We start from the raw sequence: 22,028 nt of genomic DNA on the forward strand, positions 1-22,028 counted from the left end.
AATATGTTAAAATTTGTCATTTTTTTCATAATACATAATTAGTTTTCAAAAAAAGAAATTACTTTCGTGTAACTAAAAGAAACGTTATGAAGAAATTTTATTCCGGTATACTATTGCTTATAGTAGCCTGCATGTTTGGGCAAATAAGCTATACCATCACACCGAACCCTTTTAATGAAACGGATGCGATTACTTTAACGGTTCCTGGTAATCAGATAAATGAAGCCGCATGGGGCGTTGCCAACAATGCGATCTATATCTGGTCATGGTCTCTCGATGCAAACTATCAGAACAGCCAGGACTGTCCTACCAACGGTAGCTGGACAAATTCTAATGAGCTGAACAGGCTGAATTATAATTCCACTACCGACACTTATTCCTTAACTTTTACACCCACAACATTTTTTGCAAGAACAGGAATCGGAAGATTTGGCTTTTTGTTAAAAAATAAAACAGGAACGAACCAGACCTCTCCCGACATCTTCGTGAATGTAGGGGTTCTGAATTTAAATCTGACCAATCCGGTTGCTAATAGTCTCACCTCAGTTCCTTCAGGTAATTCAATAAACGTTACCGCAACAACGAATGTTAATGCTACATTCCAGCTCAAGGCCAACGGAAGCGTGGTGCATTCTACCGCAACACCTTCAACATCTTACTCCTACAACTATACCGTAACCGGAGATGCCAATATGGAATTGATTGCTACAGACGCCAATTCCAATACAAAGAACAGAACATTTATTGTTCAGGTTCCGAGAAACGTAGTTTCCCAAGCTATTCCAGGATGGATCAGACAAGGGATAAATTACCACCCTACAGATCAGACAAAAGTGGGGTTGGCACTGTATGCACCATCTAAGACTTTTGTACATGTTATCGGAAGCTTTAATAACTGGACGGTAAATGACACTTACTTAATGAAAAGGGATACAACAAATCCTGATTTATATTGGATTGAATTAAGTGGCCTTACTCCACAGCAGCTGTATACCTTCCAATACAGAACCAATGATCTCAGAAAAGTTGCAGATCCATATTCTCCACAGATTTTATCATCTTATGATGATCAGTGGATTACCTCTTCAACGTATCCTAATTTGCCACCATTCCCGGCAGGACAGGATTTTGAAGTTTCGATGTTTAAAACCGGACAGACTTCTTATAACTGGCAGGTAACTAACTTCCAGCGTCCTTCTAAAGATAACCTTGTTATCTATGAATTGCTGCTAAGAGACTTCACGCAGGAAAAAACATGGCAATCACTGATTAATAAGATTACTTACTTAAAAAATCTAAAAATTAATGCAATCCAGCTGATGCCTATTATGGAATTCGAAGGGAATCTTTCGTGGGGCTACAATACCTCTTTCCATTATGCTTTAGATAAAGCTTACGGAACACCTGAAAAATTCAAAGAATTTGTTGACATCTGTCATCAGAACGGTATTGCTGTAATTTTAGACATTGCTTTCAACCATGCTACCGGTCGTTCTCCACTCGTTAGGCTTTGGAATGTAGATCCGGATGGCGACGGATTCGGTAACGTTGCACCTAACAACCCATACTTCAATACGGTTCCGAAACATTCTTACAATGTTTTTGAAGATTTCAACCATTCAAGTCCTTCAACTAAATATTACGTTGAAAGATGTCTTCAACAATGGCTTACAGAATACCGTGTCGATGGATTCCGTTGGGACCTTACCAAAGGATTTACCCAGAACTGCTCGGAAAATGATGAAACCTGCACCAATGCTTATCAGCAGGACAGAGTAGATATTTTGAAAGATTATGCTGACAAACAATGGGCGATCGATCCGAATTCATATGTTATTTTTGAACATTTAGGAACAGATGCCGAAGAGCAGCAATGGGCCAATTATAGAATAGCAGAAGGAAAAGGGGTTATGCTTTGGAATAAGCAGACCGATCCATATAACCAGAATACAATGGGTTATAAAGATAACAGCAATTATGACAGGATGAATCATGCGCTTCGAGGCTTTACAAACATGCATGCGGTAGGTTTTGGTGAAAGCCACGACGAAGAAAGACTCATGTTTAAGAATTTGTCATTCGGTGCCATAAATGGAAGTTACAATGTAAAAGATCTTAACACGGCTTTAGAAAGAATGAAAACTTTCGGAGCAACTTTCTTCACCATTCCGGGCCCTAAAATGATATGGCAGTTTGGGGAACTGGGTTACGAATTCAGTATTAACAGATGCGGCGATGGCTCTATTAACCCTGGATGCAGAACAGATGAAAAGCCTATCGCATTTACTCTTGGATATGATATCAATGTGAATAGAAAAGCCGTATATGACACCTGGGCCAAAATTATCGATATCAGAAATACATATCCTGTTTTCAGATCAAAAACTTATACTGTAGAGTCTAACAATCTTACCAATGATCCGAACGGATTGATTACAAGAATCTATGTTTATGATAATGCCATCACAAATGGAGTGAAAAATATTGTGGTCATTGCAAACTACAACACAACAGCACAGAATGTAATCCCATATTTCCCTTACACGGGGCAGTGGCAGAATCTGATGGATAACTCTATTTCCAATATCACTTCTACAACAGCAGCTATCACGTTGCAGCCGGGAGAGTTCAGGATTTTCGGAAACTATGTAGGTACCCTGTCAACAATTGATGAAACAGCAGCTTACAAGTTATCGCTGCAGATTGCGGATAATCCGGTGAAAAACGGCTTGGCAAAATTAATTTATCACAAAGCTAAAAACGGAGAAATTGTAATCTATGATATGAGCGGAAAAAGAGTAGATAGCTTTAAGCTTAAAAATCAAGACGGAACTTATGAATTAAAAGCTGATTATGCACCGGGAACTTATCTGGTTCATTTGAAGTCAGATTCCGGAATAGCCATTCAGAAAATGATTATAAAATAAACGGAGACCGCTGAAAAGCGGTCTTTTTTTATATAGAAAATAAGTTTATTTATCAGAAAGTGAATATCCACCCCTCATTTCCATCCGAAATTAGCACATCTACAAATCAATCCGTATCTTTGCCAACTAAATTTTTACTATGTCTAAGAGTTTAATTCCAAAATTAGAAGCTATAAAACAAAGATATAATGAGGTGGCAGACCTTATTATTCAGCCTGATGTAATTTCAGATCAGAAAAGATATTCTTCTCTGAACAAAGAATATAGTGATTTGGGGAAAATTGTAAGAGTTTACGATCAATATAAAGGTGCTTTGGATACGATTGAAGAATCCGACGAGATTATTGCTGACGGATCCGACAAAGATTTTGTAGAATTGGCAAAAATTGAAAAGAACGAGGCTTTGGAAAAAATTCCCGGCCTTGAAGAAGAATTAAAAGTATTGTTGATTCCCAAAGATCCTGCAGATGATAAAAACGTGATCGTGGAACTTCGTGCCGGAACTGGGGGTGACGAAGCGGCAATCTTTGTAGAAGATATCTACAGAATGTATTCCATGTATTTCAAAACAAAAGGCTGGAAACATGAGGTGACAGACTCTAACGAAGCGGCAAAAGGCTACAAGGAACTCATCATGAAAGTGGAAGGAGAAGGCGTGTACGGAATCATGAAATTTGAATCAGGAGTACACCGTGTACAGCGTGTTCCGGAAACCGAATCTCAGGGAAGGGTTCATACTTCTGCCATTACGGTTGCGGTTCTTCCGGAAGCCGAAGAGGTGGATTTTGAACTGAATCCGGCGGACATAGAAATGCAAACTTCCAGATCTGGAGGAGCAGGAGGCCAGAACGTAAACAAAGTTGAAACCAAAGTACAGCTTACCCACAAACCTTCTGGATTGGTGGTAGTTTGTCAGCAGGCGCGTTCCCAGCTGGCCAACCGTGAATTGGCAATGGAAATGCTGAGAACCAAACTGTACGATATAGAACTTCAGAAAGTACAGGGTGATATTGCTGCCCAGCGTAAATCGATGGTTTCCACAGGGGACCGTTCAGCAAAGATCAAAACCTATAATTATCCTCAGGGAAGAGTAACGGATCACCGAATCAACAAATCCATGTACAACCTGGATGCCTATATGAACGGAGATATTTCCGAAATGATAGACGCTGTTATCATGGCAGAAAATGCCGAAAAAATGAAAGGCGAAGAAGAAAATTTATAAAATCTTTATCATAAAATCTTTAATAATCTCCGGATAACCGGAGATTTTTTTATTTCATATGCTATAGTTTTTTGCGTTGAAATATTTGATTTAGATTCCTTATTTTTGGGAAAATAGCTAATATGAAATTCAGACCATTATTACTAACCGCCGGAGTGCTGTTTTCGGCAACATTCTATTCACAGAAAATGATGTATCCTAAAGCCATAAAAGGCAATCAGACCGATAATTATTTCGGAACTGCTGTTGCAGACCCGTTCAGAGATCTTGAAAATGATTCGCAAGCCACCAGAAAATGGGTAGATGAAGAAGTAAAACACAGCCAGGATTATCTTTCAAAGATTCCTTTCAGGGAAGAAATCAGAAATCAACTGACGGATATCTGGAACTACGAAAAAATTTCAGCACCTTTCAAAGAAGGAGAATATACTTATTATTACAAAAACAACGGCCTGCAGGCACAATCTGTTTTATACAGAACTCATAATAAAACAAAGGCAACGGAAGTATTTTTAGATCCGAATAAATTTTCAGATAAAGGAACAACGTCACTTTCACAATTATCTTTTAACAAAAAAGGAAATCTGGCAGCGTATTCCATTTCAGAAGGAGGAAGTGACTGGAATAAAATTATCATCATTGACGCCGTTTCAAAAAAACAGATTGACGAAACACTCATCGATGTAAAGTTCAGCGGTATTTCATGGCAGGGCGATGAAGGGTTTTATTATTCCAGCTATGATAAACCGAAAGAAGGAACCGTACTTTCCGGAATGACGGATAAACATAAAGTTTATTTTCATAAATTAGGAACAAAACAATCTGAAGACCAGTTAATTTTCGGGGGCGATAAAACCCCGAGAAGATATATTGGAGGTGGTGTTTCCGAAGATCAGCGGTATCTGATTATTTCAGCAGCCAATGCGACAAACGGAAATGAATTATACATAAAAGATCTCAAAAACGGAGGCGATTTTGTGCAAATTAATAAGGGTTTTGATATCAACGCCAGTATCGTAGACACTCAGGGAGACGATTTGTATATTTTTACCGATAAAGATGCTCCGAATATGCGTCTTGTGAAAACAACCATTAAAAATCCAGCTCCTGAAACCTGGAAAGATGTTATTCCGCAAACGGAAAACGTATTAGGCATTACAACAGGTGGAGGATATTTCTTTGCAACCTACATGATCGACGCCATTGATAAGGTAATTCAATACGACAGAACCGGTAAAGTAGTCCGTGAAATTACACTTCCCGGGAAAGGAAACGTTTCAGGCTTCGGAGGAAAAGAAAAAGAGAAAGAACTTTACTATTCCTTTACCAACTATATCACGCCGGGAACAACCTATAAATTCAATGCCGATACGGGAAAATCAGAAGTATACCAGAAGCCGAAAGTAAAATTCAATCCTGAAAACTATGTTTCGGAACAGGTATTTTATACTTCAAAAGACGGCACAAAAGTTCCGATGATGATCAATTATAAAAAGGGAACAAAGCTGGATGGCAAAAATCCTACGATTTTATATTCGTATGGAGGCTTTAATATCAGCTTACAGCCTGCTTTTTCTGTGGTTAATGCCATCTGGATGGAAAATGGGGGTATCTACGCCGTTCCGAATATTCGCGGCGGTGGAGAATACGGTAAAAAGTGGCATGATGCCGGAACTAAAATGCAAAAGAAAAATGTTTTTGAGGATTTCATTGCGGCCGGAGAATATCTGCAGCAAAAAGGCTATACTTCAAAACAGTTTATGGCCCTTTCGGGACGTTCAAACGGAGGGCTTCTCGTGGGAGCTACCATGACGATGCGTCCTGATCTGGCAAGAGTAGCATTTCCCGGAGTTGGCGTACTTGATATGTTGAGATACAATAAATTCACAGCCGGAGCAGGTTGGTCGTATGATTACGGAACAGCCGAAGACAGCAAAGAAATGTTTGAATATCTAAAATCATATTCACCTGTGCATAATGTAAAAGCCGGAACTTGCTATCCTTCTACGATGATCATTACCAGCGATCATGATGACAGGGTGGTTCCGGCGCATTCCTTCAAATTCGGAGCAGAGCTGCAGGAAAAACAGGCATGTGATCATCCTGTTTTATTAAGAATTGAGAAAAATGCAGGACACGGTGCCGGTCGATCTACAGATCAGGTAATCGGTGAAAATGCAGACCTTATTTCTTTTGCGCTTTTCGAAATGGGAATTAAAAAATTAGGAAAATAAACAGTTAATTAAAAAGTAATGAGGCCGGGCTTTAGCCCGGCCTTTTCAATGTCAGGTTAATAAAATCTTTTATCCGGTATAGAGATATTTTTTGTCTGGTATAGAACATATTTTGTTAAGTATAGAGTATCTTTTGCCGGGTATAAAAGGTTGTTTGTCAAGTATAGAAGAATTTTTGTTCAGTATAGTAGATCTTTACTAAGTATAAAAAGATTGTTTGTGTGGTATAGTATATTTTTAATGCAGTAACAAAGACCTTTTCTTTAGTGATGAAGATCTTTTCTGATTTATGATTCAAAGTTTTTAATATACTCTCGAGAGTCTGCATTTCCCTATTGCGGAACAGAAAATTAAAGACAGGTTTATTATCTCAAAAATGCTTAATTTTAGCCATCAAATAAACCTGAAACTATGAGAAGAGAAGTTCAGAATAAAACTCCTCAATTTAATATATCCGAAAAGCACACGGAAATCTACAGTTTTGAAAAAGACGGATTACAGTTAAAGTCTTCTTATAAAGCAGAAGACATTCAAAATAAAGAATTGATTCATACGGCGCCCGGGATAGAACCTTATTTAAGAGGTCCTTATTCCACCATGTATGTTCAGAAACCGTGGACCATCCGTCAGTATGCAGGGTTTTCAACTGCGGAAGAATCTAATGCTTTTTACAGAAGAAACCTGGCGGCCGGTCAAAAAGGACTTTCCGTTGCATTCGACCTGGCAACACACAGAGGTTATGATTCTGACCATGCAAGAGTTGTCGGAGATGTAGGAAAGGCGGGTGTAGCCATCGATTCTGTGGAAGATATGAAGATCCTGTTTAACGAAATTCCGTTGGATCAGATCTCTGTTTCCATGACCATGAACGGGGCTGTTCTTCCGATCTTATCTTTCTATATTGTAGCGGCAGAAGAGCAGGGTGTTTCTCAGGAACTGCTTTCAGGAACTATTCAGAATGATATTTTGAAAGAATTCATGGTAAGGAATACCTATATTTATCCACCTGCGCCATCCATGAAAATTATTGCCGATATTTTTGAATATACCTCAAAACATATCCCTAAATTTAATTCTATTTCCATCTCCGGATATCATATGCAGGAGGCAGGTGCAACACCTGTACTTGAGATGGCCTACACCTTGGCAGATGGCCTCGAATATGTAAGAACCGGAATAAAAGCAGGAATGAATGTCGATGATTTCGCACCCAGACTATCCTTTTTCTGGGCGATTGGGATGAATCATTTTATGGAAATTGCCAAAATGCGTGCGGCAAGATACATCTGGGCAACACTTTTGAAACAGTTCAATCCACAAAATCCTAAATCTTTAGCCTTAAGAACTCACTCTCAGACTTCAGGATGGTCGCTTACCGAACAGGAGCCGTTTAATAATATAACCAGAACTGCGATTGAAGCTTTGTCTTCTGCTTTGGGAGGAACCCAGTCTCTTCATACGAATGCTTTAGATGAAGCCATTGCATTGCCGACGGATTATTCTGCAAAAATTGCCAGAAATACCCAGATCATTCTTCAGCAGGAAAGCGGAATCTGCGACGTGGTAGATCCTATGGGAGGAAGTAATCTTGTAGAAAGTCTTACCCAACAGATGATCGAAGAAGCTATGAAATACATTGATGAGGTAGAACAGGAAGGCGGGATGACAAAAGCCATTGAGGCAGGAATTCCGAAAATGAGAATCGAAGAAGCGGCAGCCAGAAAACAGGCGAAGATTGATAGTGGAGAAGAATTCATCATTGGCGTAAATTCTTTCAGGTCGACGTTAAAGCAAGATCAGATTGAAATCTTAGATATCGACAATACGGAAGTCCGCAGAAAGCAGATCGAAAGACTGAATAAAATAAAATCGGAAAGAGACCAGGACGCTGTAGAACAGATTCTAAATGAAATCCGCGAATGCGCAAAAACAGGAAAAGGAAATCTTCTGGCTTTATGCATTGAGGCAGCACGCAGAAGAGTAACCCTCGGAGAAATGAGTGATGCAATGGAAGAAAGTTTCGGAAGATACAAAGCCAACATCAGAACAATATCAGGAGTATATGCCATGAATGCAGGAAAAAACGAGTACTTTGAAAAAGCGCTTCAGCTTACTCAGAAATTTGAGGAAGAAGAAGGCCGCCGACCAAGATTAATGGTTGCAAAAATGGGCCAGGACGGGCATGACAGAGGCGCAAAAGTAGTGGCAACAGCATTTGCAGATATGGGATTTGATGTAGATGTTGCACCGTTGTTCCAGACTCCGGAAGAAGTCGCAAAACAGGCCGTTGAAAATGATATTCATATTTTAGGGGTGTCTTCACTGGCCGCAGGACACAAAACATTGGTTCCCCAAGTGGTAGAAGAATTAAAAAAACTCGGTGCTGAAGATATTACCATTGTTGTGGGAGGCGTTATTCCGCAACAGGATTACGAATTTTTATATGCCAACGGAGCCGACTTTATTTTTGGCCCGGGAACCAACCTTCCAAAGTGTGCTGTGGATATTCTGGAGAAATTTTTAAATTAAATTAACGATTCCAAAGTATAATTTGCACAGCTTTTGTATAGTTTAATGAAAATTTTCATTATGGCTTATACAGTAGTTTCAGTATTTCCGGTCACTGTAGACACAGAGGAAATTAAAAATGATTTAAAAAATAACGGGTTTAACGAGGCAAATATTATTGTTTCCAAATCAAGTGTTGAAAGTGGTTTATCAACAGATCACTATCAGGAAGATGATCAGACGAAAGGCTTTTTTGAATATACCTTCGCTCACGATGCAGAAATGCTCGATGCCTACCGTAAACACAGCATCGGAAGAAATAATATTGTTGTTTATGCAGAAACTCCTGAAGAAGCAGCTAGCGCAAAATCGATTCTAAGCAGAAACGGAGCGCTCGAAGTCTTTAAGAAACCTTCAGATAGTCAGAAAGATATTCCTGAAGGAATGACGGAACAGGAGTATGACGGGATCATTGCCAAAGCAAGACACAACATTTATTTCCTTGGTTCCGAAAGAGTATATCACTCTAATGAAGTAAGAGGAATGGATGATGATATGGATAGTCTCGGTTCAAAAGACTAAGTTGCAAAATATAACAAATAAAAGCCTGCCGGAATTCCGGCAGGCTTTGCTGTAATTAATAGTATGGTTTAGGGTAATAATACTTTGTCGATCGCATGGATGATTCCATTGTTGCACTGTACATCAGTAGCGATGATATTAGATACTCTGTTATTGTTATCGGTTATTTTCGCACCGCCTGTCGTATTGATTTTAAAGGTTCCTCCCTGGAAAGTCGTTACCGTCATATTGTTGGTCAGGTTGGTAGAAGCTACATTAGCTCCCGTTACAACATGGTATTTTAGGGTATTTTCCAAAGTCGTTTTTGGGATTGCAGCAAGATTAGCAAGATTCAGTTCTGTTAAGAGTGACGAAAAAGCAGTATTTGTCGGTGCAAAAACCGTGAAAGGTGAATTGGTAGTACCACTTAGAATACCAACAAAGTTTGGCATGTCGCTTCTCGTAAGTGCAGAAACAAGGGAGCTGAATTGCGGATTTGCCGTAGCATGGGTGACAATAGTTGGCAATCCGATAACGGCATTTACTTTATGAATAACACCATTGTTTACATCAATATCTGTGGCAACAACAGTAGAAGTCCCGTTGATTCTTACGCCGCTGCTGGTATTGAGATACATACTGATCGGGCGTGTAGCCGAAGCTGCACCGATGGCAAGCGTGGATACATATCCGGTTGATATTCCGGAACTCTTCACTTCTGTACCAAGTACGTGGTTCATTAATAACGTTCTCAATGCTGCAGTAGGCACATCATTTAAACTTGCATATCCGTTTGCCTGTAAGAATGTTGAGAAAGCTGCGTTGGTCGGGGCAAATAAAGTATACGTTCCGGATTGGCCAAGGGTTGTAGATAATCCTGCCTTATCTACGGCGGCCTTAAGGCTGCTCAGGTCACTGTCTGATGAGATCTTTTGATAAACGGTCATCTCAGAGTTCATCATCGGATCTTCATTATCGTCACATGAATAAAGGGATAAGACAGTGACTCCTGAAAAAAGTAGAGGTTTTAAAAAATTTTTCATAATACTTTAGGTTAATGTGTAAAATTAGATAGACAATAATTATACCTTTTTATTAAAAACAATAATATTTTATATTAAAGCAAGTAATTTAGAATGAATATAAATAATTTTAATTATTTGAATATAGCTCTACTATACGTTCAAATATATACTTTTTTTTAATAGGTTGGGATATAAATAGACATTTCCGCATTATTATTTTCTCATTTTTGATTGAAATTGTCTGATGAAACATTACTTAAATAAAAATTTTTATATATTTGCACCTGAAAATCAGTTTAACCCATTAAAAATACGAAGCAATGTTCAAATTTAATCAGCATTCTACAGTTGGATTACCGCTTATGGTGGTAAGGCTTCGCGGTTGGGTACATTCTTAGAACAACAGTACAATGAAATACCAAAACCCGGAGTCGTAGAGATTTCGGGTTTTTTATTGCGCAATATTTTAAACTTACAAGTTTCCCCGAAATCTTTTTTAGAAGCTTAATCCCGCTTTCCACTGTATCTTTTTTGTTTCCACTTCAGGCTCAGCCTGTCCAGGTCTTTACCAAACAAAAAAGGATGCCGTTGCAATCGGGGCTAATCATAACTCTATCATTTGAAAGCAGCGGAGCATTGAAGAATCTTACTTATCAAAAAGGATTCTTTAAAATGCTTTAGCAGGCTTAGTGTGAGAAAATCACACGACCAGTCAACTAATATTTTAGTTGAAAAAATAAACGATGCAGAAATGTCTGTCATCTCGAATCTATTATCTAAAATCTATATAATGGGAAATTTAAAACTTAAAGGAAAAGATATATTAAAAATAGGCTACCCAAACAATCAGAGTATTAATATTGCTTTGGAAGTCATGAAAAGAAATTTTGCAACAAAGAACATACATCATGTGAAATCTCTTTTAAAAGAAATTCTGCAAAATCCGGAACACTTCGAAAAAGATTTAACCTTCGGACAAATTGCAGAAGCCCTGCTTTCATCCAAGAAAACCGAAAAAAGAATGCTTAATACAAACCGTGCTGAGTTTCATATTTTCGGAGACAATATCTCAGATGAGGCAAAAAACCAGCTGTTTACAGCTCTGAAACTTCCGATTTCGGTACAGGGAGCTTTAATGCCAGATGCGCACAGCGGTTACGGACTTCCGATCGGTGGAGTACTCGCTGTAGAAAATGCAGTCATTCCCTACGGAGTAGGCATGGATATCGGCTGCAGGATGAGCCTGAGCATTTTGGATACGCCCGTTTCATACCTTGACGGCGCAAAAGACAAATACGAAAAAGCGCTTGCCGAGCATACGAAGTTCGGGATGTATGAAACCCATAAATCTCACGTTGATCACGAAATTTTCGACAGAGATACGTTTGATATGATCCCTATTTTAAAAAGACTGAAAGGAAAAGCTATCAAACAGATGGGGACTTCCGGCGGCGGAAACCACTTCGTAGAATTCGGAGAAGTAGAAATTACGGAAGAAGACGTACAGATCGGGCTTCCGAAAGGAAAATATCTGGGAATTCTCTCGCACAGTGGTTCCCGCGGACTGGGAGCAGAAATCGCTCAATACTATTCGAGAGTAGCGGTAGAGCAGTGTCCCTTGCCCAAAGAAGCACAACAGTTTGCATGGCTGGATCTCAACACCCATCTCGGGTTAGAATATTGGACTGCAATGAATCTTGCAGGCGACTATGCTTCAGCATGTCACGACGACATTCACAGAAGACTGGTGAGAGCTGTCGGAGGAAGAGTAAAAGCCAGAATTGAAAACCATCATAATTTCGCATGGAAAGAAATCCATGACGGAAAAGAAGTGATTGTTCACAGAAAAGGAGCTACCCCGGCCAATGAAAATGAGTTGGGAATGATTCCTGGCTCCATGACGGCAAAAGGTTTTATCGTTCGCGGAAAAGGGAATCCGGATTCTTTGAACTCGGCATCTCACGGAGCGGGAAGAGAACATTCCAGAGGAGCATGCAGGAGCCTTTTTACCCAGAATGACATCAGAAAAGAATTAAAGCTGAAAAACGTCACCTTAATGGGTGGAAATGCAGAAGAAGCACCGATGGCATATAAAGACATTCATGAAGTAATGAATGCGCAACAGGAGCTGGTTGATATTCTTGGCACTTTTCAGCCGCGGATTGTAAGGATGGATAAATAGTTTAAAAATAAACCTTCAGGGGTTAAAAATCTTGAAGGTTTATTAGTAGTAAAAGCAAACAAAATGGGAGCACCACATAATATAAAAAGATACGGTGAAGTCTGGCCGGAATTCAGAATTCAAAGCGGACTTGAAATTTTAGAAAAATTAAAAAATAAAGTCATTATTTCAGGAGGATGGGCGTGGCATTTTATGTCTGAAGTCGGACATACGGAATACAAGCACGCTCATGACCACAAGGATATCGATGTTTTTGTAAAGAAAGAAAATGTTGCCGAAGCGGTGATGATTCTTCAGCAGGAAAATTTCCGGAAAGTCTGGACCAGATACGATCATCTGCCAAGTCAGGAAAACTTCCGCAGGTATGAAAAAACGGTAGAAATGGCAAACGGAAAGTTTCACAGAATAACCATAGATTTTTTTGAAAGAAACGATCTTGAAACTGTTGAAGCAAATGGATTTACCATCGTTAAACCGGATCTTTTGCTTTCATTTTACAGAAACATTCATTCCAGTGATAAATGCTGGGCCGTTATGGCGACAAAAAATTTATTGGAAAAAGGAATTGATCCTGTCGGTCATCCGAAATTAAGTGAAATACCGAAATAATAATGGAAAAACTCATACAAATAACCTCCGGGAAAGGACCTTTGGAATGCCAATGGGTCGTTGCAAAAGTGCTGAAGGTCTTCCTGGAAGAGGCAAAAAATAGCAATATAGACTATGCAATCATTCATCGTGAAAACGGTGACGAAAACCTGACCCTTAAATCCGTAACCATTCTTTTAAAATCAAAAAGTGTAAACGAATTCTTAAAAAGCTGGCTCGGAAGTATTTGCTGGATCGGGAAGAGTACCTTCCGGAAGCTGCATAAAAGAAGCAACTGGTTCATAGGAATTTTTGAACTGGAAGACCATGCGAAAATCAGCTTCAATGAAAAGGATATTCGTTTTCAGACAGCAAGAAGCCAGGGAAGCGGCGGACAAAATGTAAATAAGGTAAACACGGCAGTTCGGGCCACATACCTTCCGACCGGCCACAGTGTTTTCGTGCAGGATTCCCGTTCGCAGCTGGAAAATAAGAAGCTTTCCATTGTAAGACTCAAAGAGAAAGTACTGGAGCAGAATATCATTCAGCTTCAAAAAAGAATGCAGGAAACCTGGAGCAATCATTTGCAGGTACAAAGGGGAAATCCCATCCGTACATTTTCAGGAACGGATTTTAAAAAGAATTATCAGGAAAAATCTTTCAAGAAACAGAGAGGCCAACTGAAAAATGAATTAAAAAATTATAACAATGACCTTAACTAAAAATAAATATTACTTCGAGGCACTGGATAATTATCCTTACAATCTGCCGGACTGTCTGGAAGCACTCAATTATGCTCTGTCCTATGATCCGGAAGACGCAGACAGTCTTTGTCTCATGGGAAGAATTTACAGTGAGATGTTATCCGATTATGAAAAGGCAAAGCTGTACTTTGAAGAAGCTATGCAGTGTGATGTTACGAACCTGAATGTCCCCCAATATTACATCAGCTGTCTTATTGATAACGAAGATTATCACGAAGCTGAAAAACTGATTGATTATTCTTTGAAAATCAAGGGAATTGATAAAGCAACCTTGTGGTTTTACAGGTCTTTACTTTCCGAAAAACGCGGAAGTTTTGTAAATGCGCTGAAATTTTTAGATGAAACCGCAAAGTACTGCTTTACAAAATACAGTATGGATGTGGTGAAAAACCGTAAGAAATTCATTAAATCCAAAATGCCGAAGAAAAAGAAAACAAAAAAGGAGACGAAATAAGTCTCCTTTATTTGTTATGAATAAAATCTGAATGCTATTTCCGGTTTATTTTTTATTGACGGAAATCAGATAGTCATACACCATTTGATGCTGCTCGTCGTTCAGTTTAGCTTTCGGTGCCATTCTGCTCAGGGTCTTCAGCCATCCCTGGTCGTCGTGCTTTTCCGGATTAGGAAGAGCGTGGCATTTGTTGCAGGAATTTTCAAAAATGGTCTTTCCCTGCGCCAGTTGCCCGGATGAACTATACGTAGGCCCTGTTACCGCAGTGCTTTTTGGTCCACACGATACCAGCAATGCAGAAAAGCCTATCGTGCTTACTATCAGTTTTTTCATAATAATATTTTTGTGGTGATTATTTTTTCACGGAAACGATATAATCGTATACCCATTGGTGCTGTTCATCAGTAAGCTTGGCTTTCGGCGCCATAGAATTCATGATGCCTACCCATTGTACAGATGTTCGCGACGTAGGATCCGGAAGCTTATGGCATCTTCCGCAGGCGTTTTCAAAAATGGTTTTTCCCTGTGCGATTTGTTCGGCTGTAGAAACAGTGACTGCAGGAGTGGCTGCAGTAGTTGCTTTTGGTGTACAAGAAGCCAATAAAACGGCTGTAAAAGATGCTACAGCAATGATTTTTTTCATGTTGTCAATTATTTCAATAAAAACAAATGTAGGAATTTCCGTTTTCATCAGTTAAACGTTGATTTAATTTAGAAGAAATACAAATAAAGCATTTTTTAGGAGCTTTTTCCAGCTCTCACTACTCGCTTTTTGTTATTTCTTGGGTTGCGGCGGCTTTGCCGCCGCAACCCCCGAAATAACAAAAGAGCTCAGACATGCCGTTCGATCTGGGCTAGGGTATAGGTCCTTCATTAAAAATTAAAACATCAATACGTCATTTCTGTTTTTTAGCAGCTAAACATAAGTAGGCAAAGTATCCATAAGTTTATCATAATAAATTAAATGAAATCGTATTTAAATAAGCCAATCCTCTTGACCATTGACTTTTATTTGTCTATTTTTGAATCAATGAAATTTTCTACACCAGAGTTAATGGAAGGAATACGGTCAGGGAACAAACGCCTGATTGCAAAAGCCATTACTTTAGTGGAAAGTAAAAAAGAAGAACATCGCCGGCAGGCGGAAGAATTGCTGAAAGAGCTCATGCCCTTTACCGGAAACTCAGTCAGAGTAGGCGTAACCGGAGTTCCAGGCGCAGGAAAATCAACCTTTATCGAAAATTTCGGGAGACTGGCTATTGCCAACGGGAAAAAAGTAGCGGTTCTGGCTATTGATCCCAGCTCGGCCATCAATAAAGGAAGTATTCTGGGTGATAAAACCAGGATGGAAGAACTTGCAAAGGAGGAAAATGCGTTTATACGGCCTTCTCCAAGTTCAGGATTTCTGGGAGGAGTTGCCAATACTACTTTTGAAACCATGATGATCTGCGAAGCGGCAGGTTACGATTATATTCTTATCGAAACCGTTGGAGTAGGGCAGTCCGAAGTGTTGGTTGCCGATATTACGGATGTTTTTCTCTTTTTAAAAATAATTGGCGGCGGAGATGAGCTTCAGGGGATCAAAAGAGGAATCATGGAAATGGTCGATCTCATTTTTATCAATAAAGTAGATAAAGATAATCTTCAAAAAGCCAAAAACACCAGACTCGAACTGAAGCGGGCGCTGGATTTTATTCCTCCAAAAGAAAAAGGCTGGAAAGTTCCGGTTCTGTTTGGTTCTGCCCTGAGCAATGAAGGGCTTGATGAGGTTTTCCAGAAAATACACGAATTTGTAAATCTTAAAAAGAAAACCCACCGATTTGAAGAAGTAAGAAGACAACAGGCAGAAAAACGGTATGAATACTGGGTTCAGGAATACATTTTATCGGCAATGAAAAAAAGCAATTCTTTGGAAGAAGCTTATCTTCAGCATAAAAAAAATGCTTCTGCACTGGTTTCCAATCCAAGTACCGAAGCAAAATTATTTGTAGAAAAATTTTTATCTGCAGATTAAAACCTTTTAAGGCTGAACTTTCTGTTCCTCATTTTTGGTAATATATCCGTCATACGAAATAGGCTGTCTGTCATTGCTTCTTATAGAGGTAAATGCTTTTCCGGACTTTGAAACTTCAATGATAATTTCGTCAACTGTTCTTACATCATTGGGTTTAATCCTTACAATCCAGGTTCCTTTTTTATTCTGGCTTTTATTTACCGTAAAATCTTTTGAAGTGAATCTGTAGCTGTTACCTGAAGGATTTCCATATGTAGGATTGAAAACTCTTCCAAAATAAGGCAGCGCCACTTCCAGATTATTGGGTCTGATATCAATGCTGTAATTTCCTCCCGTAAGATCAAGAATTCTTGTCCCTGTTGCATTGGGCATTGAAGTCATAACATTAATAACATCATAATTGGTTGGGTTAGCTCTTTGTGCATGAAAGGAAAAATCCTGAGAATTTACTAAAGCGGTTACGGCTTGGGGATCCATATTGCTCTGAGAAGAACAGTTTTCAAAGAAAAACACAAATCCAAGCATGCATATAATAGAGATGAACTTTTTCATAATAATTAATATATTTACGTAAATAGCAAATTGTATGCAAATATATGATCCCTGAAATTAATTTGGAATAAAAATTGTAAAGGTTGAACTAATAACACTCGAACTATGAAATTTATAAATTTATTAGGAATAGGAGCAGTGGCTCTTACCGTTGCAGCGTGTACCACTAACCCGATTACGGGAAGGTCTTCGTTGCAGCTGGCCAATAATTCAGAAATCCTGACAATGTCTGCTCAGGAGTACAGATCAACATTAGGAAAATCCAAAGTAATAACAGGAACAGCAGATGCGAAAAAAGTAGTAAATGTAGGATCGAGAATAAAATCTGCAGCAGAAAGATATTATCAGTCTATTGGACGTTCAGGAGACCTGGCTAACTATAAATGGGAGTTTAACCTTATCCAAAGCAATGAGCTTAACGCATGGTGTATGCCTGGTGGAAAAGTTGCCGTTTATACAGGGATTTTGCCGGTTACGAAAACGGAAAACGGATTGGCAGTAGTAATGGGTCATGAAGTTTCACATGCCCTGGCAGGTCATGGCAATGAAAGAATTTCCCAGGCTATGGTTGCTCAATATGGCGGTGCCATTTTAGGAGGAAGCATCTCTAATGCGCAGTGGGCCAATGTTTTTGAAGCAGTATATCCTATCGGTTCACAGGTAGCTTTACTGAAATACGGAAGAAACCAGGAATCCGAGGCAGATCAGATGGGACTGTATATCATGGGAATGGCAGGTTACGATCCAAGAGAGGCGATTCCTTTTTGGGAAAGAATGGAAGCGGCTTCAAAAGGAGCCAGGCAGCCGGAATTCTTATCTACCCACCCGAATCCTGAAACCCGAATTTCAGACATTAATAAAAACTTACCAAAAGCTTTGGAATATTACAGAGCTGCAGGAGGGAAAATGTAAATTATTACAAAAAGAAATTTAATCTTGAGTAGGCCTTATTGAATTTTTATTAATTTGGTAAGGCCATTTTTAATTTTTAAACTATTTAAGCACAACACCATGAAGAATTTAACAATTACAGGACTTATTCTTTTAGCTTTATCAATACTTTTATTTTATCTCACAGCTAATAATTTTACTCTTAATGACTTGGGAATGCCTCATATTATGGGTATTTTGGGAGGTATCGGCATCGGACTTATTATTGGAGGAATGGTAGGCTATGTAAGCAAAGGAAGTGCTATAAAAGCTGAACAGAAAAGACGGGAATTCAAACAGCTGCAACAGGAAAAAGAAGATCTTGAAAAAAGAGCTGCCGAAATTGCCAGACGCGAAGCCGAACTGGATCTCAGAAATCAAAATCCTCAGATCTGACGAACTGAGGATTCTTCTATTTTTAATTATTCATTTTTAAAATTTATAGCCAACACCTACCATGAAAAGGTTAGGTCTGTTGTCGTATCGTATCTCTTCCCCCGACACTCTGTTAACAAAGTTTCTGGAATCTTTGCTGAAAGCTCCTTCGTATCTCGCATTAAGAATTAATTTAGAGATTTCGACCTGGGCACCAAACTGATAGCCTACGGTAAAATTATCTCTCGCATTTTCTTTGAAATCGTTAAATGTATCTTCTTTAGCCAAATTGTAGCTCGCTACCGGACCAACAAAAACGCCCAGCGTGTTTCCTAAGATATTATATCCTAAAAGAACAGGCAGATCTACTCTGCTGCTTTTAATATCAAAGGTTGTATTAGCTGTTGTAAATTCATTTTTAAAGTTGGTATAGTACAATTCGGGCATCAGGAAAAATGAGGTAGGTAATCCCACTTTTAAAGAAAGACCTACATTGAAGCCAGCATTGTTTTTACCTTCGCCTTCAATGGCTTGGTTTACCGTGCCTTTAATATTCTGCCACGAAGGTGATCCTGTAGGGAATATTAAATTCGCCTTACCTGCCAGAGAAATCTGTGCAGAAGCAAATAGGGAAAATCCTATAAATGCCGTACTAAGAATCTTTTTCATTGTCTTCTATTTTTGTAATCGTATTATCAATAGTTTTGTTGTTTTCAAGCAAATATTCTCTCAGCTCTTTAAATAATTCCGATGAATATACGAAATCGATGAGGTTTTTATTGCCTGCCGTAATCAGAATGTCCTTATTGCCTTCCCATTCTTTGATTCCTAATCTCAGATATACAATTTTCTCGCCAATCGTCATTACAGAATTCATGTCGTGGGTATTGATGATGGTCGTGGTGTTGTATTCCTGCGTAATTTCGAGTAAAAGATCATCAATCACATTAGAAGTATACGGATCAAGTCCGGAATTCGGTTCGTCACAGAAAAGATATTTCGGATTATTCACAATCGCTCTTGCAATTGCTACACGCTTCTGCATACCTCCGGAGATTTCGGAAGGGAATTTTTTATTGGCTTTATCAAGATGTACTCTCCCGATAACCTCAAAAACCCTTCTTTTCTTTTCCCGAAACGTTAAATTGGTAAACATATCCAGCGGAAACATGATGTTTTCTTCCACCGTCAAAGAGTCAAACAATGCACTCCCCTGGAAAACCGTTCCGATCTCGGAGCGAAGCTGCTGTTTTTCTTCTCTTGACATAACGTTGATGTCTTTACCGTCAAAAAGTATTTCTCCTGAAGTGGGTTGATAAACATTCAGCAGACTTTTAAGGAATACCGTTTTTCCGGATCCGCTTTGCCCAATGATAAGGTTTACCTTCCCTTTATCGAAAGTGGTTGAAATCCCTTTAAGTACTTCAACTTCATCAAAACTTTTTTTAAGATCTTTTACCTCAATCATTTAGCTTAAGATTAATTGGGTTAATAGTAATTCTGAAAGGATAATGAATACCATTGTCCAAACTACGGCCTGTGTACTTGCTCTACCGACTTCCAAAGATCCTCCTTTTACATTATATCCGAAATATGAAGGGACTGTTGCTATAATGAAAGCAAAAACAATTGTTTTTGTGAATGCATAATAAATAAACAGATTCGGCATATACATCTGGATTCCCACGATATAATCATTAGTCGTCCAGTTTCCGGTAAGAAGACCGGCAATATAGCCTCCGCCAATACCAAAAACAATGCTTATGGCAATCAACAGCGGATTGAAAATGACGCAGGCCACAATCTTAGGAAAAATAAGAAAGTTGGGAGAATTAACCCCCATAATATCCAGTGCGTCGATCTGTTCGGAAACCCTCATGGTTCCGATACTGGAGGCAATATAAGAGCCTACTTTACCGGCAAGAATAAGACTTATGATGGTTGGCGAAAATTCCAGAACGAGAACCGCTTTAGTAGCATATCCTACAAATGAGGGGGGAATAGGGAACGATGAAGAATCAAAATTATTGAACATCTGTATAGCCACAACCGCTCCCACGAATATGGAAGTAAAGATGACAAGACCAAATGAATTAACGCCCAGATCGTTTATTTCTCTCATGAGAAGTTTCCAGAATACTTTCATTTTCTGTGGCTTCTGCATCGATTTACCGAGAAGGATGATATATTCTCCGACTGCTGTAAAAAACTTTTTTAACATTCTGCTAAATTAGACTTTTTTTATTTATTAATTATAGAATGAGGCAAGACCAGGCTCTATCAGTATTCAGTATATCATAATGTAGACCAAAATCTTTATTTTGCATTTTTATCTCCGCCAATTACCAGCAAAACTGTTTTCAGAATGATGACCAGATCCAGCATGAAGCTCCAGTTTCTCACGTAAAAAGAATCTGCTAAAACTCTTTTGTTCATTTCTACCTCTACATCTCCTGCGTCACCGCGCAGTCCGTTAACCTGGGCGAGTCCCGTGATTCCCGGCGTTACCATGCTCCTGAGACTGTAGCGTCCTATTTTCGGTTTGTAATAATTATCTACCGCAAGCATATGAGGCCTCGGTCCCACAATAGACATGTCGCCTTTTAGAACATTCAAGAACTGCGGCATTTCATCAAGGCTGGTTTTCCTTAAAAACTTCCCGAAAGGAGTAATCCTTACATCATTTTCCTGCGTTGTTTTTGTTGAAGATTCATCATTAACAACCATCGTACGGAATTTGATGCATTTAAAAACCTCTTCATGAAAGCCATACCTCTCCTGGATAAAAAATACGGGTCCCTTTGAAGTTATTTTAATTAAAACAGCAATAAGTGGGAACAGCCACGAACATATACCGATGATTACTATAATAGAAAATGTGATATCAAAAATTCTTTTCAGTAAATAATTGGAGTAAAACTCCAGCGGATATTTCGCCTGATTAAGAACCGGCTGTGTCTGTATATATCCCATATCATAAAGGAAAAAATCGCTTTGTGCGATATTAGGGATAAGCGAAATGTGCACTTTATTGGCTTCTGCCAGTTTAAAAATTTCCTCTTCTGTATTAGGAGTATAAGAATTTTCCAAAGGAATAAAAAGAGTATGAATTCCGTTTTTTTTCCAGAATTCTATCAGTTTATCTGTGTTTATTTCGCTATTTTGATATTCGAAAATCTTATATCCATAATCTCTTCTCTCCTTCAATATATTTTTTAAGACGTCTGTGGAGCTGTTTTCATGGATAAACATAACGTTCCGGTGATTGATCCCCAGACTTCGGGCATATTTAATTCCGAAAAAAATCAGTGACCTTACTAAAAAGATAAAAAAGAAAAGATAAAAGGAGAGCCAGTAAATATCTGAATTAAAAAAGACATTATAGCTCACTTTTCCGATCAGCAGAACCCCGAGAATGAATAATAAAAAATGTATCAGGATTCTTTCCAGAAACAAAGTGTAGGTAAGGTTTCTCGGAATATTATAGATTCTTGTTCTGCCACTCAGCAGCATCCAGAACAAAAATAATAACATCAGGGAAAATAAATTCTGATACCAGGTTTCCTTATTGTATTTCAGACCCTCATTCCTTGTTAAAAAAAAGAATATGAAAATAGATGCAATAACCATAAGGTCAAGCAAAACAATGATCGATTTCACATATCTGGAATATCGTATTCTCTGCATCT

20 protein-coding genes are annotated in these 22,028 nt (G+C 38.7%); 12 read left to right on the plus strand and 8 right to left on the minus strand.

Annotated elements, in window-relative coordinates; all coding sequences use genetic code 11:
* Positions 1-86: 86 nt before the first annotated feature.
* From ACYT6F_RS06500 to ACYT6F_RS06520, 5 genes are all read left to right on the plus strand, one after another.
* Positions 87-2,927 carry an alpha-amylase family glycosyl hydrolase gene (locus ACYT6F_RS06500; RefSeq protein WP_472600418.1) on the plus strand — a complete coding sequence of 947 codons (2,841 nt, stop codon included), beginning with the start codon at positions 87-89 and terminating at the stop codon, positions 2,925-2,927.
* Between the two features lie 139 nt (positions 2,928-3,066).
* Positions 3,067-4,152 carry a peptide chain release factor 1 gene (gene prfA / locus ACYT6F_RS06505; protein ID WP_062163276.1) on the plus strand — a complete coding sequence of 362 codons (1,086 nt, stop codon included), beginning with the start codon at positions 3,067-3,069 and terminating at the stop codon, positions 4,150-4,152.
* Between the two features lie 122 nt (positions 4,153-4,274).
* Complete coding sequence (locus ACYT6F_RS06510) at positions 4,275-6,386, plus strand: prolyl oligopeptidase family serine peptidase (RefSeq protein WP_472600419.1); 2,112 nt, start codon at positions 4,275-4,277, stop codon at positions 6,384-6,386.
* A gap of 411 nt (positions 6,387-6,797) precedes the next feature.
* A complete protein-coding gene (scpA, locus tag ACYT6F_RS06515; RefSeq protein ID WP_472600420.1) occupies positions 6,798-8,915 on the plus strand; it encodes a methylmalonyl-CoA mutase in 2,118 nt (705 codons plus the stop codon).
* Between the two features lie 60 nt (positions 8,916-8,975).
* Positions 8,976-9,476 carry a hypothetical protein gene (locus ACYT6F_RS06520; protein ID WP_472600421.1) on the plus strand — a complete coding sequence of 167 codons (501 nt, stop codon included), beginning with the start codon at positions 8,976-8,978 and terminating at the stop codon, positions 9,474-9,476.
* A gap of 68 nt (positions 9,477-9,544) precedes the next feature.
* Here ACYT6F_RS06520 and ACYT6F_RS06525 read toward each other — a convergent pair whose 3' ends face one another.
* Positions 9,545-10,498 (minus strand): fasciclin domain-containing protein, encoded by a 954-nt coding sequence (locus ACYT6F_RS06525; protein WP_472600422.1) that lies wholly within the window; start codon positions 10,496-10,498, stop codon positions 9,545-9,547.
* A 772-nt stretch (positions 10,499-11,270) separates the two neighbouring features.
* Between ACYT6F_RS06525 and ACYT6F_RS06530 the strand changes: the two genes are divergently transcribed.
* From ACYT6F_RS06530 to ACYT6F_RS06545, 4 genes are all read left to right on the plus strand, one after another.
* Positions 11,271-12,662 carry an RtcB family protein gene (locus ACYT6F_RS06530; protein WP_472600423.1) on the plus strand — a complete coding sequence of 464 codons (1,392 nt, stop codon included), beginning with the start codon at positions 11,271-11,273 and terminating at the stop codon, positions 12,660-12,662.
* 63 nt (positions 12,663-12,725) lie between these two features.
* Positions 12,726-13,271 (plus strand): hypothetical protein, encoded by a 546-nt coding sequence (locus tag ACYT6F_RS06535; protein WP_472600424.1) that lies wholly within the window; start codon positions 12,726-12,728, stop codon positions 13,269-13,271.
* Positions 13,272-13,273: 2 nt separating this feature from the next.
* On the plus strand, positions 13,274-13,972 hold the full coding sequence (prfH, locus tag ACYT6F_RS06540) for a peptide chain release factor H (protein WP_472600425.1): 699 nt from the start codon (positions 13,274-13,276) through the stop codon (positions 13,970-13,972).
* Positions 13,959-14,468, plus strand: coding sequence for a tetratricopeptide repeat protein (locus tag ACYT6F_RS06545; RefSeq protein ID WP_472600426.1), 510 nt, complete (start codon positions 13,959-13,961; stop codon positions 14,466-14,468). Before prfH ends, ACYT6F_RS06545 begins: the two co-directional genes overlap by 14 nt.
* A gap of 45 nt (positions 14,469-14,513) precedes the next feature.
* Here ACYT6F_RS06545 and ACYT6F_RS06550 read toward each other — a convergent pair whose 3' ends face one another.
* The gene (locus tag ACYT6F_RS06550; protein WP_472600427.1) at positions 14,514-14,801 is read right to left on the minus strand and encodes a cytochrome C; all 288 of its coding nucleotides are present in this window, start codon (positions 14,799-14,801) and stop codon (positions 14,514-14,516) included.
* 19 nt (positions 14,802-14,820) lie between these two features.
* Complete coding sequence (locus ACYT6F_RS06555; RefSeq protein WP_472600428.1) at positions 14,821-15,111, minus strand: c-type cytochrome; 291 nt, start codon at positions 15,109-15,111, stop codon at positions 14,821-14,823.
* A gap of 387 nt (positions 15,112-15,498) precedes the next feature.
* Here ACYT6F_RS06555 and meaB point away from each other — a divergent pair, with 387 nt between their 5' ends.
* Entirely contained in the window at positions 15,499-16,482 is a 984-nt protein-coding gene (meaB, locus tag ACYT6F_RS06560; RefSeq protein ID WP_472600429.1) for a methylmalonyl Co-A mutase-associated GTPase MeaB, read from the plus strand.
* A gap of 6 nt (positions 16,483-16,488) precedes the next feature.
* Here meaB and ACYT6F_RS06565 read toward each other — a convergent pair whose 3' ends face one another.
* On the minus strand, positions 16,489-17,034 hold the full coding sequence (locus ACYT6F_RS06565; RefSeq protein WP_472600430.1) for a DUF4251 domain-containing protein: 546 nt from the start codon (positions 17,032-17,034) through the stop codon (positions 16,489-16,491).
* A 105-nt stretch (positions 17,035-17,139) separates the two neighbouring features.
* Between ACYT6F_RS06565 and ACYT6F_RS06570 the strand changes: the two genes are divergently transcribed.
* On the plus strand, positions 17,140-17,946 hold the full coding sequence (locus ACYT6F_RS06570; RefSeq protein WP_472600431.1) for a M48 family metallopeptidase: 807 nt from the start codon (positions 17,140-17,142) through the stop codon (positions 17,944-17,946).
* Positions 17,947-18,045: 99 nt separating this feature from the next.
* Positions 18,046-18,360: a hypothetical protein gene (locus ACYT6F_RS06575; protein ID WP_169231828.1), complete on the plus strand. Its 315-nt coding sequence runs from the start codon at positions 18,046-18,048 to the stop codon at positions 18,358-18,360.
* Between the two features lie 36 nt (positions 18,361-18,396).
* Here ACYT6F_RS06575 and ACYT6F_RS06580 read toward each other — a convergent pair whose 3' ends face one another.
* The 4 genes from ACYT6F_RS06580 to ACYT6F_RS06595 all read right to left on the minus strand — a co-directional run bounded on the left by ACYT6F_RS06580 (position 18,397) and on the right by ACYT6F_RS06595 (position 22,026).
* Positions 18,397-19,008 carry an outer membrane beta-barrel protein gene (locus ACYT6F_RS06580; protein ID WP_472600432.1) on the minus strand — a complete coding sequence of 204 codons (612 nt, stop codon included), beginning with the start codon at positions 19,006-19,008 and terminating at the stop codon, positions 18,397-18,399.
* Positions 18,992-19,807: an ABC transporter ATP-binding protein gene (locus ACYT6F_RS06585; RefSeq protein WP_472600433.1), complete on the minus strand. Its 816-nt coding sequence runs from the start codon at positions 19,805-19,807 to the stop codon at positions 18,992-18,994. Before ACYT6F_RS06585 ends, ACYT6F_RS06580 begins: the two co-directional genes overlap by 17 nt.
* Positions 19,808-20,560: an MlaE family ABC transporter permease gene (locus tag ACYT6F_RS06590; protein WP_472600434.1), complete on the minus strand. Its 753-nt coding sequence runs from the start codon at positions 20,558-20,560 to the stop codon at positions 19,808-19,810. It abuts the gene before it with no gap.
* Positions 20,561-20,655: 95 nt separating this feature from the next.
* Positions 20,656-22,026, minus strand: coding sequence for an exopolysaccharide biosynthesis polyprenyl glycosylphosphotransferase (locus tag ACYT6F_RS06595; RefSeq protein ID WP_472600435.1), 1,371 nt, complete (start codon positions 22,024-22,026; stop codon positions 20,656-20,658).
* Positions 22,027-22,028: the final 2 nt, after the last annotated feature.

The sequence above is a fragment of the Chryseobacterium sp. NG-CE01 genome (assembly GCF_055695505.1).

What these genes read in the sequence shown, in the direction of transcription:
- ACYT6F_RS06500 (WP_472600418.1), top strand. Translation starts at nt 87, where the DNA reads ATGAAGAAATTTTATTCCGGTATACTATTGCTTATAGTAGCCTGCATG.
- prfA (WP_062163276.1), top strand. Translation starts at nt 3,067, where the DNA reads ATGTCTAAGAGTTTAATTCCAAAATTAGAAGCTATAAAACAAAGATAT.
- ACYT6F_RS06510 (WP_472600419.1), top strand. Translation starts at nt 4,275, where the DNA reads ATGAAATTCAGACCATTATTACTAACCGCCGGAGTGCTGTTTTCGGCA.
- scpA (WP_472600420.1), top strand. Translation starts at nt 6,798, where the DNA reads ATGAGAAGAGAAGTTCAGAATAAAACTCCTCAATTTAATATATCCGAA.
- ACYT6F_RS06520 (WP_472600421.1), top strand. Translation starts at nt 8,976, where the DNA reads ATGGCTTATACAGTAGTTTCAGTATTTCCGGTCACTGTAGACACAGAG.
- ACYT6F_RS06525 (WP_472600422.1), bottom strand. Translation starts at nt 10,498, where the DNA reads ATGAAAAATTTTTTAAAACCTCTACTTTTTTCAGGAGTCACTGTCTTA.
- ACYT6F_RS06530 (WP_472600423.1), top strand. Translation starts at nt 11,271, where the DNA reads ATGGGAAATTTAAAACTTAAAGGAAAAGATATATTAAAAATAGGCTAC.
- ACYT6F_RS06535 (WP_472600424.1), top strand. Translation starts at nt 12,726, where the DNA reads ATGGGAGCACCACATAATATAAAAAGATACGGTGAAGTCTGGCCGGAA.
- prfH (WP_472600425.1), top strand. Translation starts at nt 13,274, where the DNA reads ATGGAAAAACTCATACAAATAACCTCCGGGAAAGGACCTTTGGAATGC.
- ACYT6F_RS06545 (WP_472600426.1), top strand. Translation starts at nt 13,959, where the DNA reads ATGACCTTAACTAAAAATAAATATTACTTCGAGGCACTGGATAATTAT.
- ACYT6F_RS06550 (WP_472600427.1), bottom strand. Translation starts at nt 14,801, where the DNA reads ATGAAAAAACTGATAGTAAGCACGATAGGCTTTTCTGCATTGCTGGTA.
- ACYT6F_RS06555 (WP_472600428.1), bottom strand. Translation starts at nt 15,111, where the DNA reads ATGAAAAAAATCATTGCTGTAGCATCTTTTACAGCCGTTTTATTGGCT.
- meaB (WP_472600429.1), top strand. Translation starts at nt 15,499, where the DNA reads ATGAAATTTTCTACACCAGAGTTAATGGAAGGAATACGGTCAGGGAAC.
- ACYT6F_RS06565 (WP_472600430.1), bottom strand. Translation starts at nt 17,034, where the DNA reads ATGAAAAAGTTCATCTCTATTATATGCATGCTTGGATTTGTGTTTTTC.
- ACYT6F_RS06570 (WP_472600431.1), top strand. Translation starts at nt 17,140, where the DNA reads ATGAAATTTATAAATTTATTAGGAATAGGAGCAGTGGCTCTTACCGTT.
- ACYT6F_RS06575 (WP_169231828.1), top strand. Translation starts at nt 18,046, where the DNA reads ATGAAGAATTTAACAATTACAGGACTTATTCTTTTAGCTTTATCAATA.
- ACYT6F_RS06580 (WP_472600432.1), bottom strand. Translation starts at nt 19,008, where the DNA reads ATGAAAAAGATTCTTAGTACGGCATTTATAGGATTTTCCCTATTTGCT.
- ACYT6F_RS06585 (WP_472600433.1), bottom strand. Translation starts at nt 19,807, where the DNA reads ATGATTGAGGTAAAAGATCTTAAAAAAAGTTTTGATGAAGTTGAAGTA.
- ACYT6F_RS06590 (WP_472600434.1), bottom strand. Translation starts at nt 20,560, where the DNA reads ATGTTAAAAAAGTTTTTTACAGCAGTCGGAGAATATATCATCCTTCTC.
- ACYT6F_RS06595 (WP_472600435.1), bottom strand. Translation starts at nt 22,026, where the DNA reads ATGCAGAGAATACGATATTCCAGATATGTGAAATCGATCATTGTTTTG.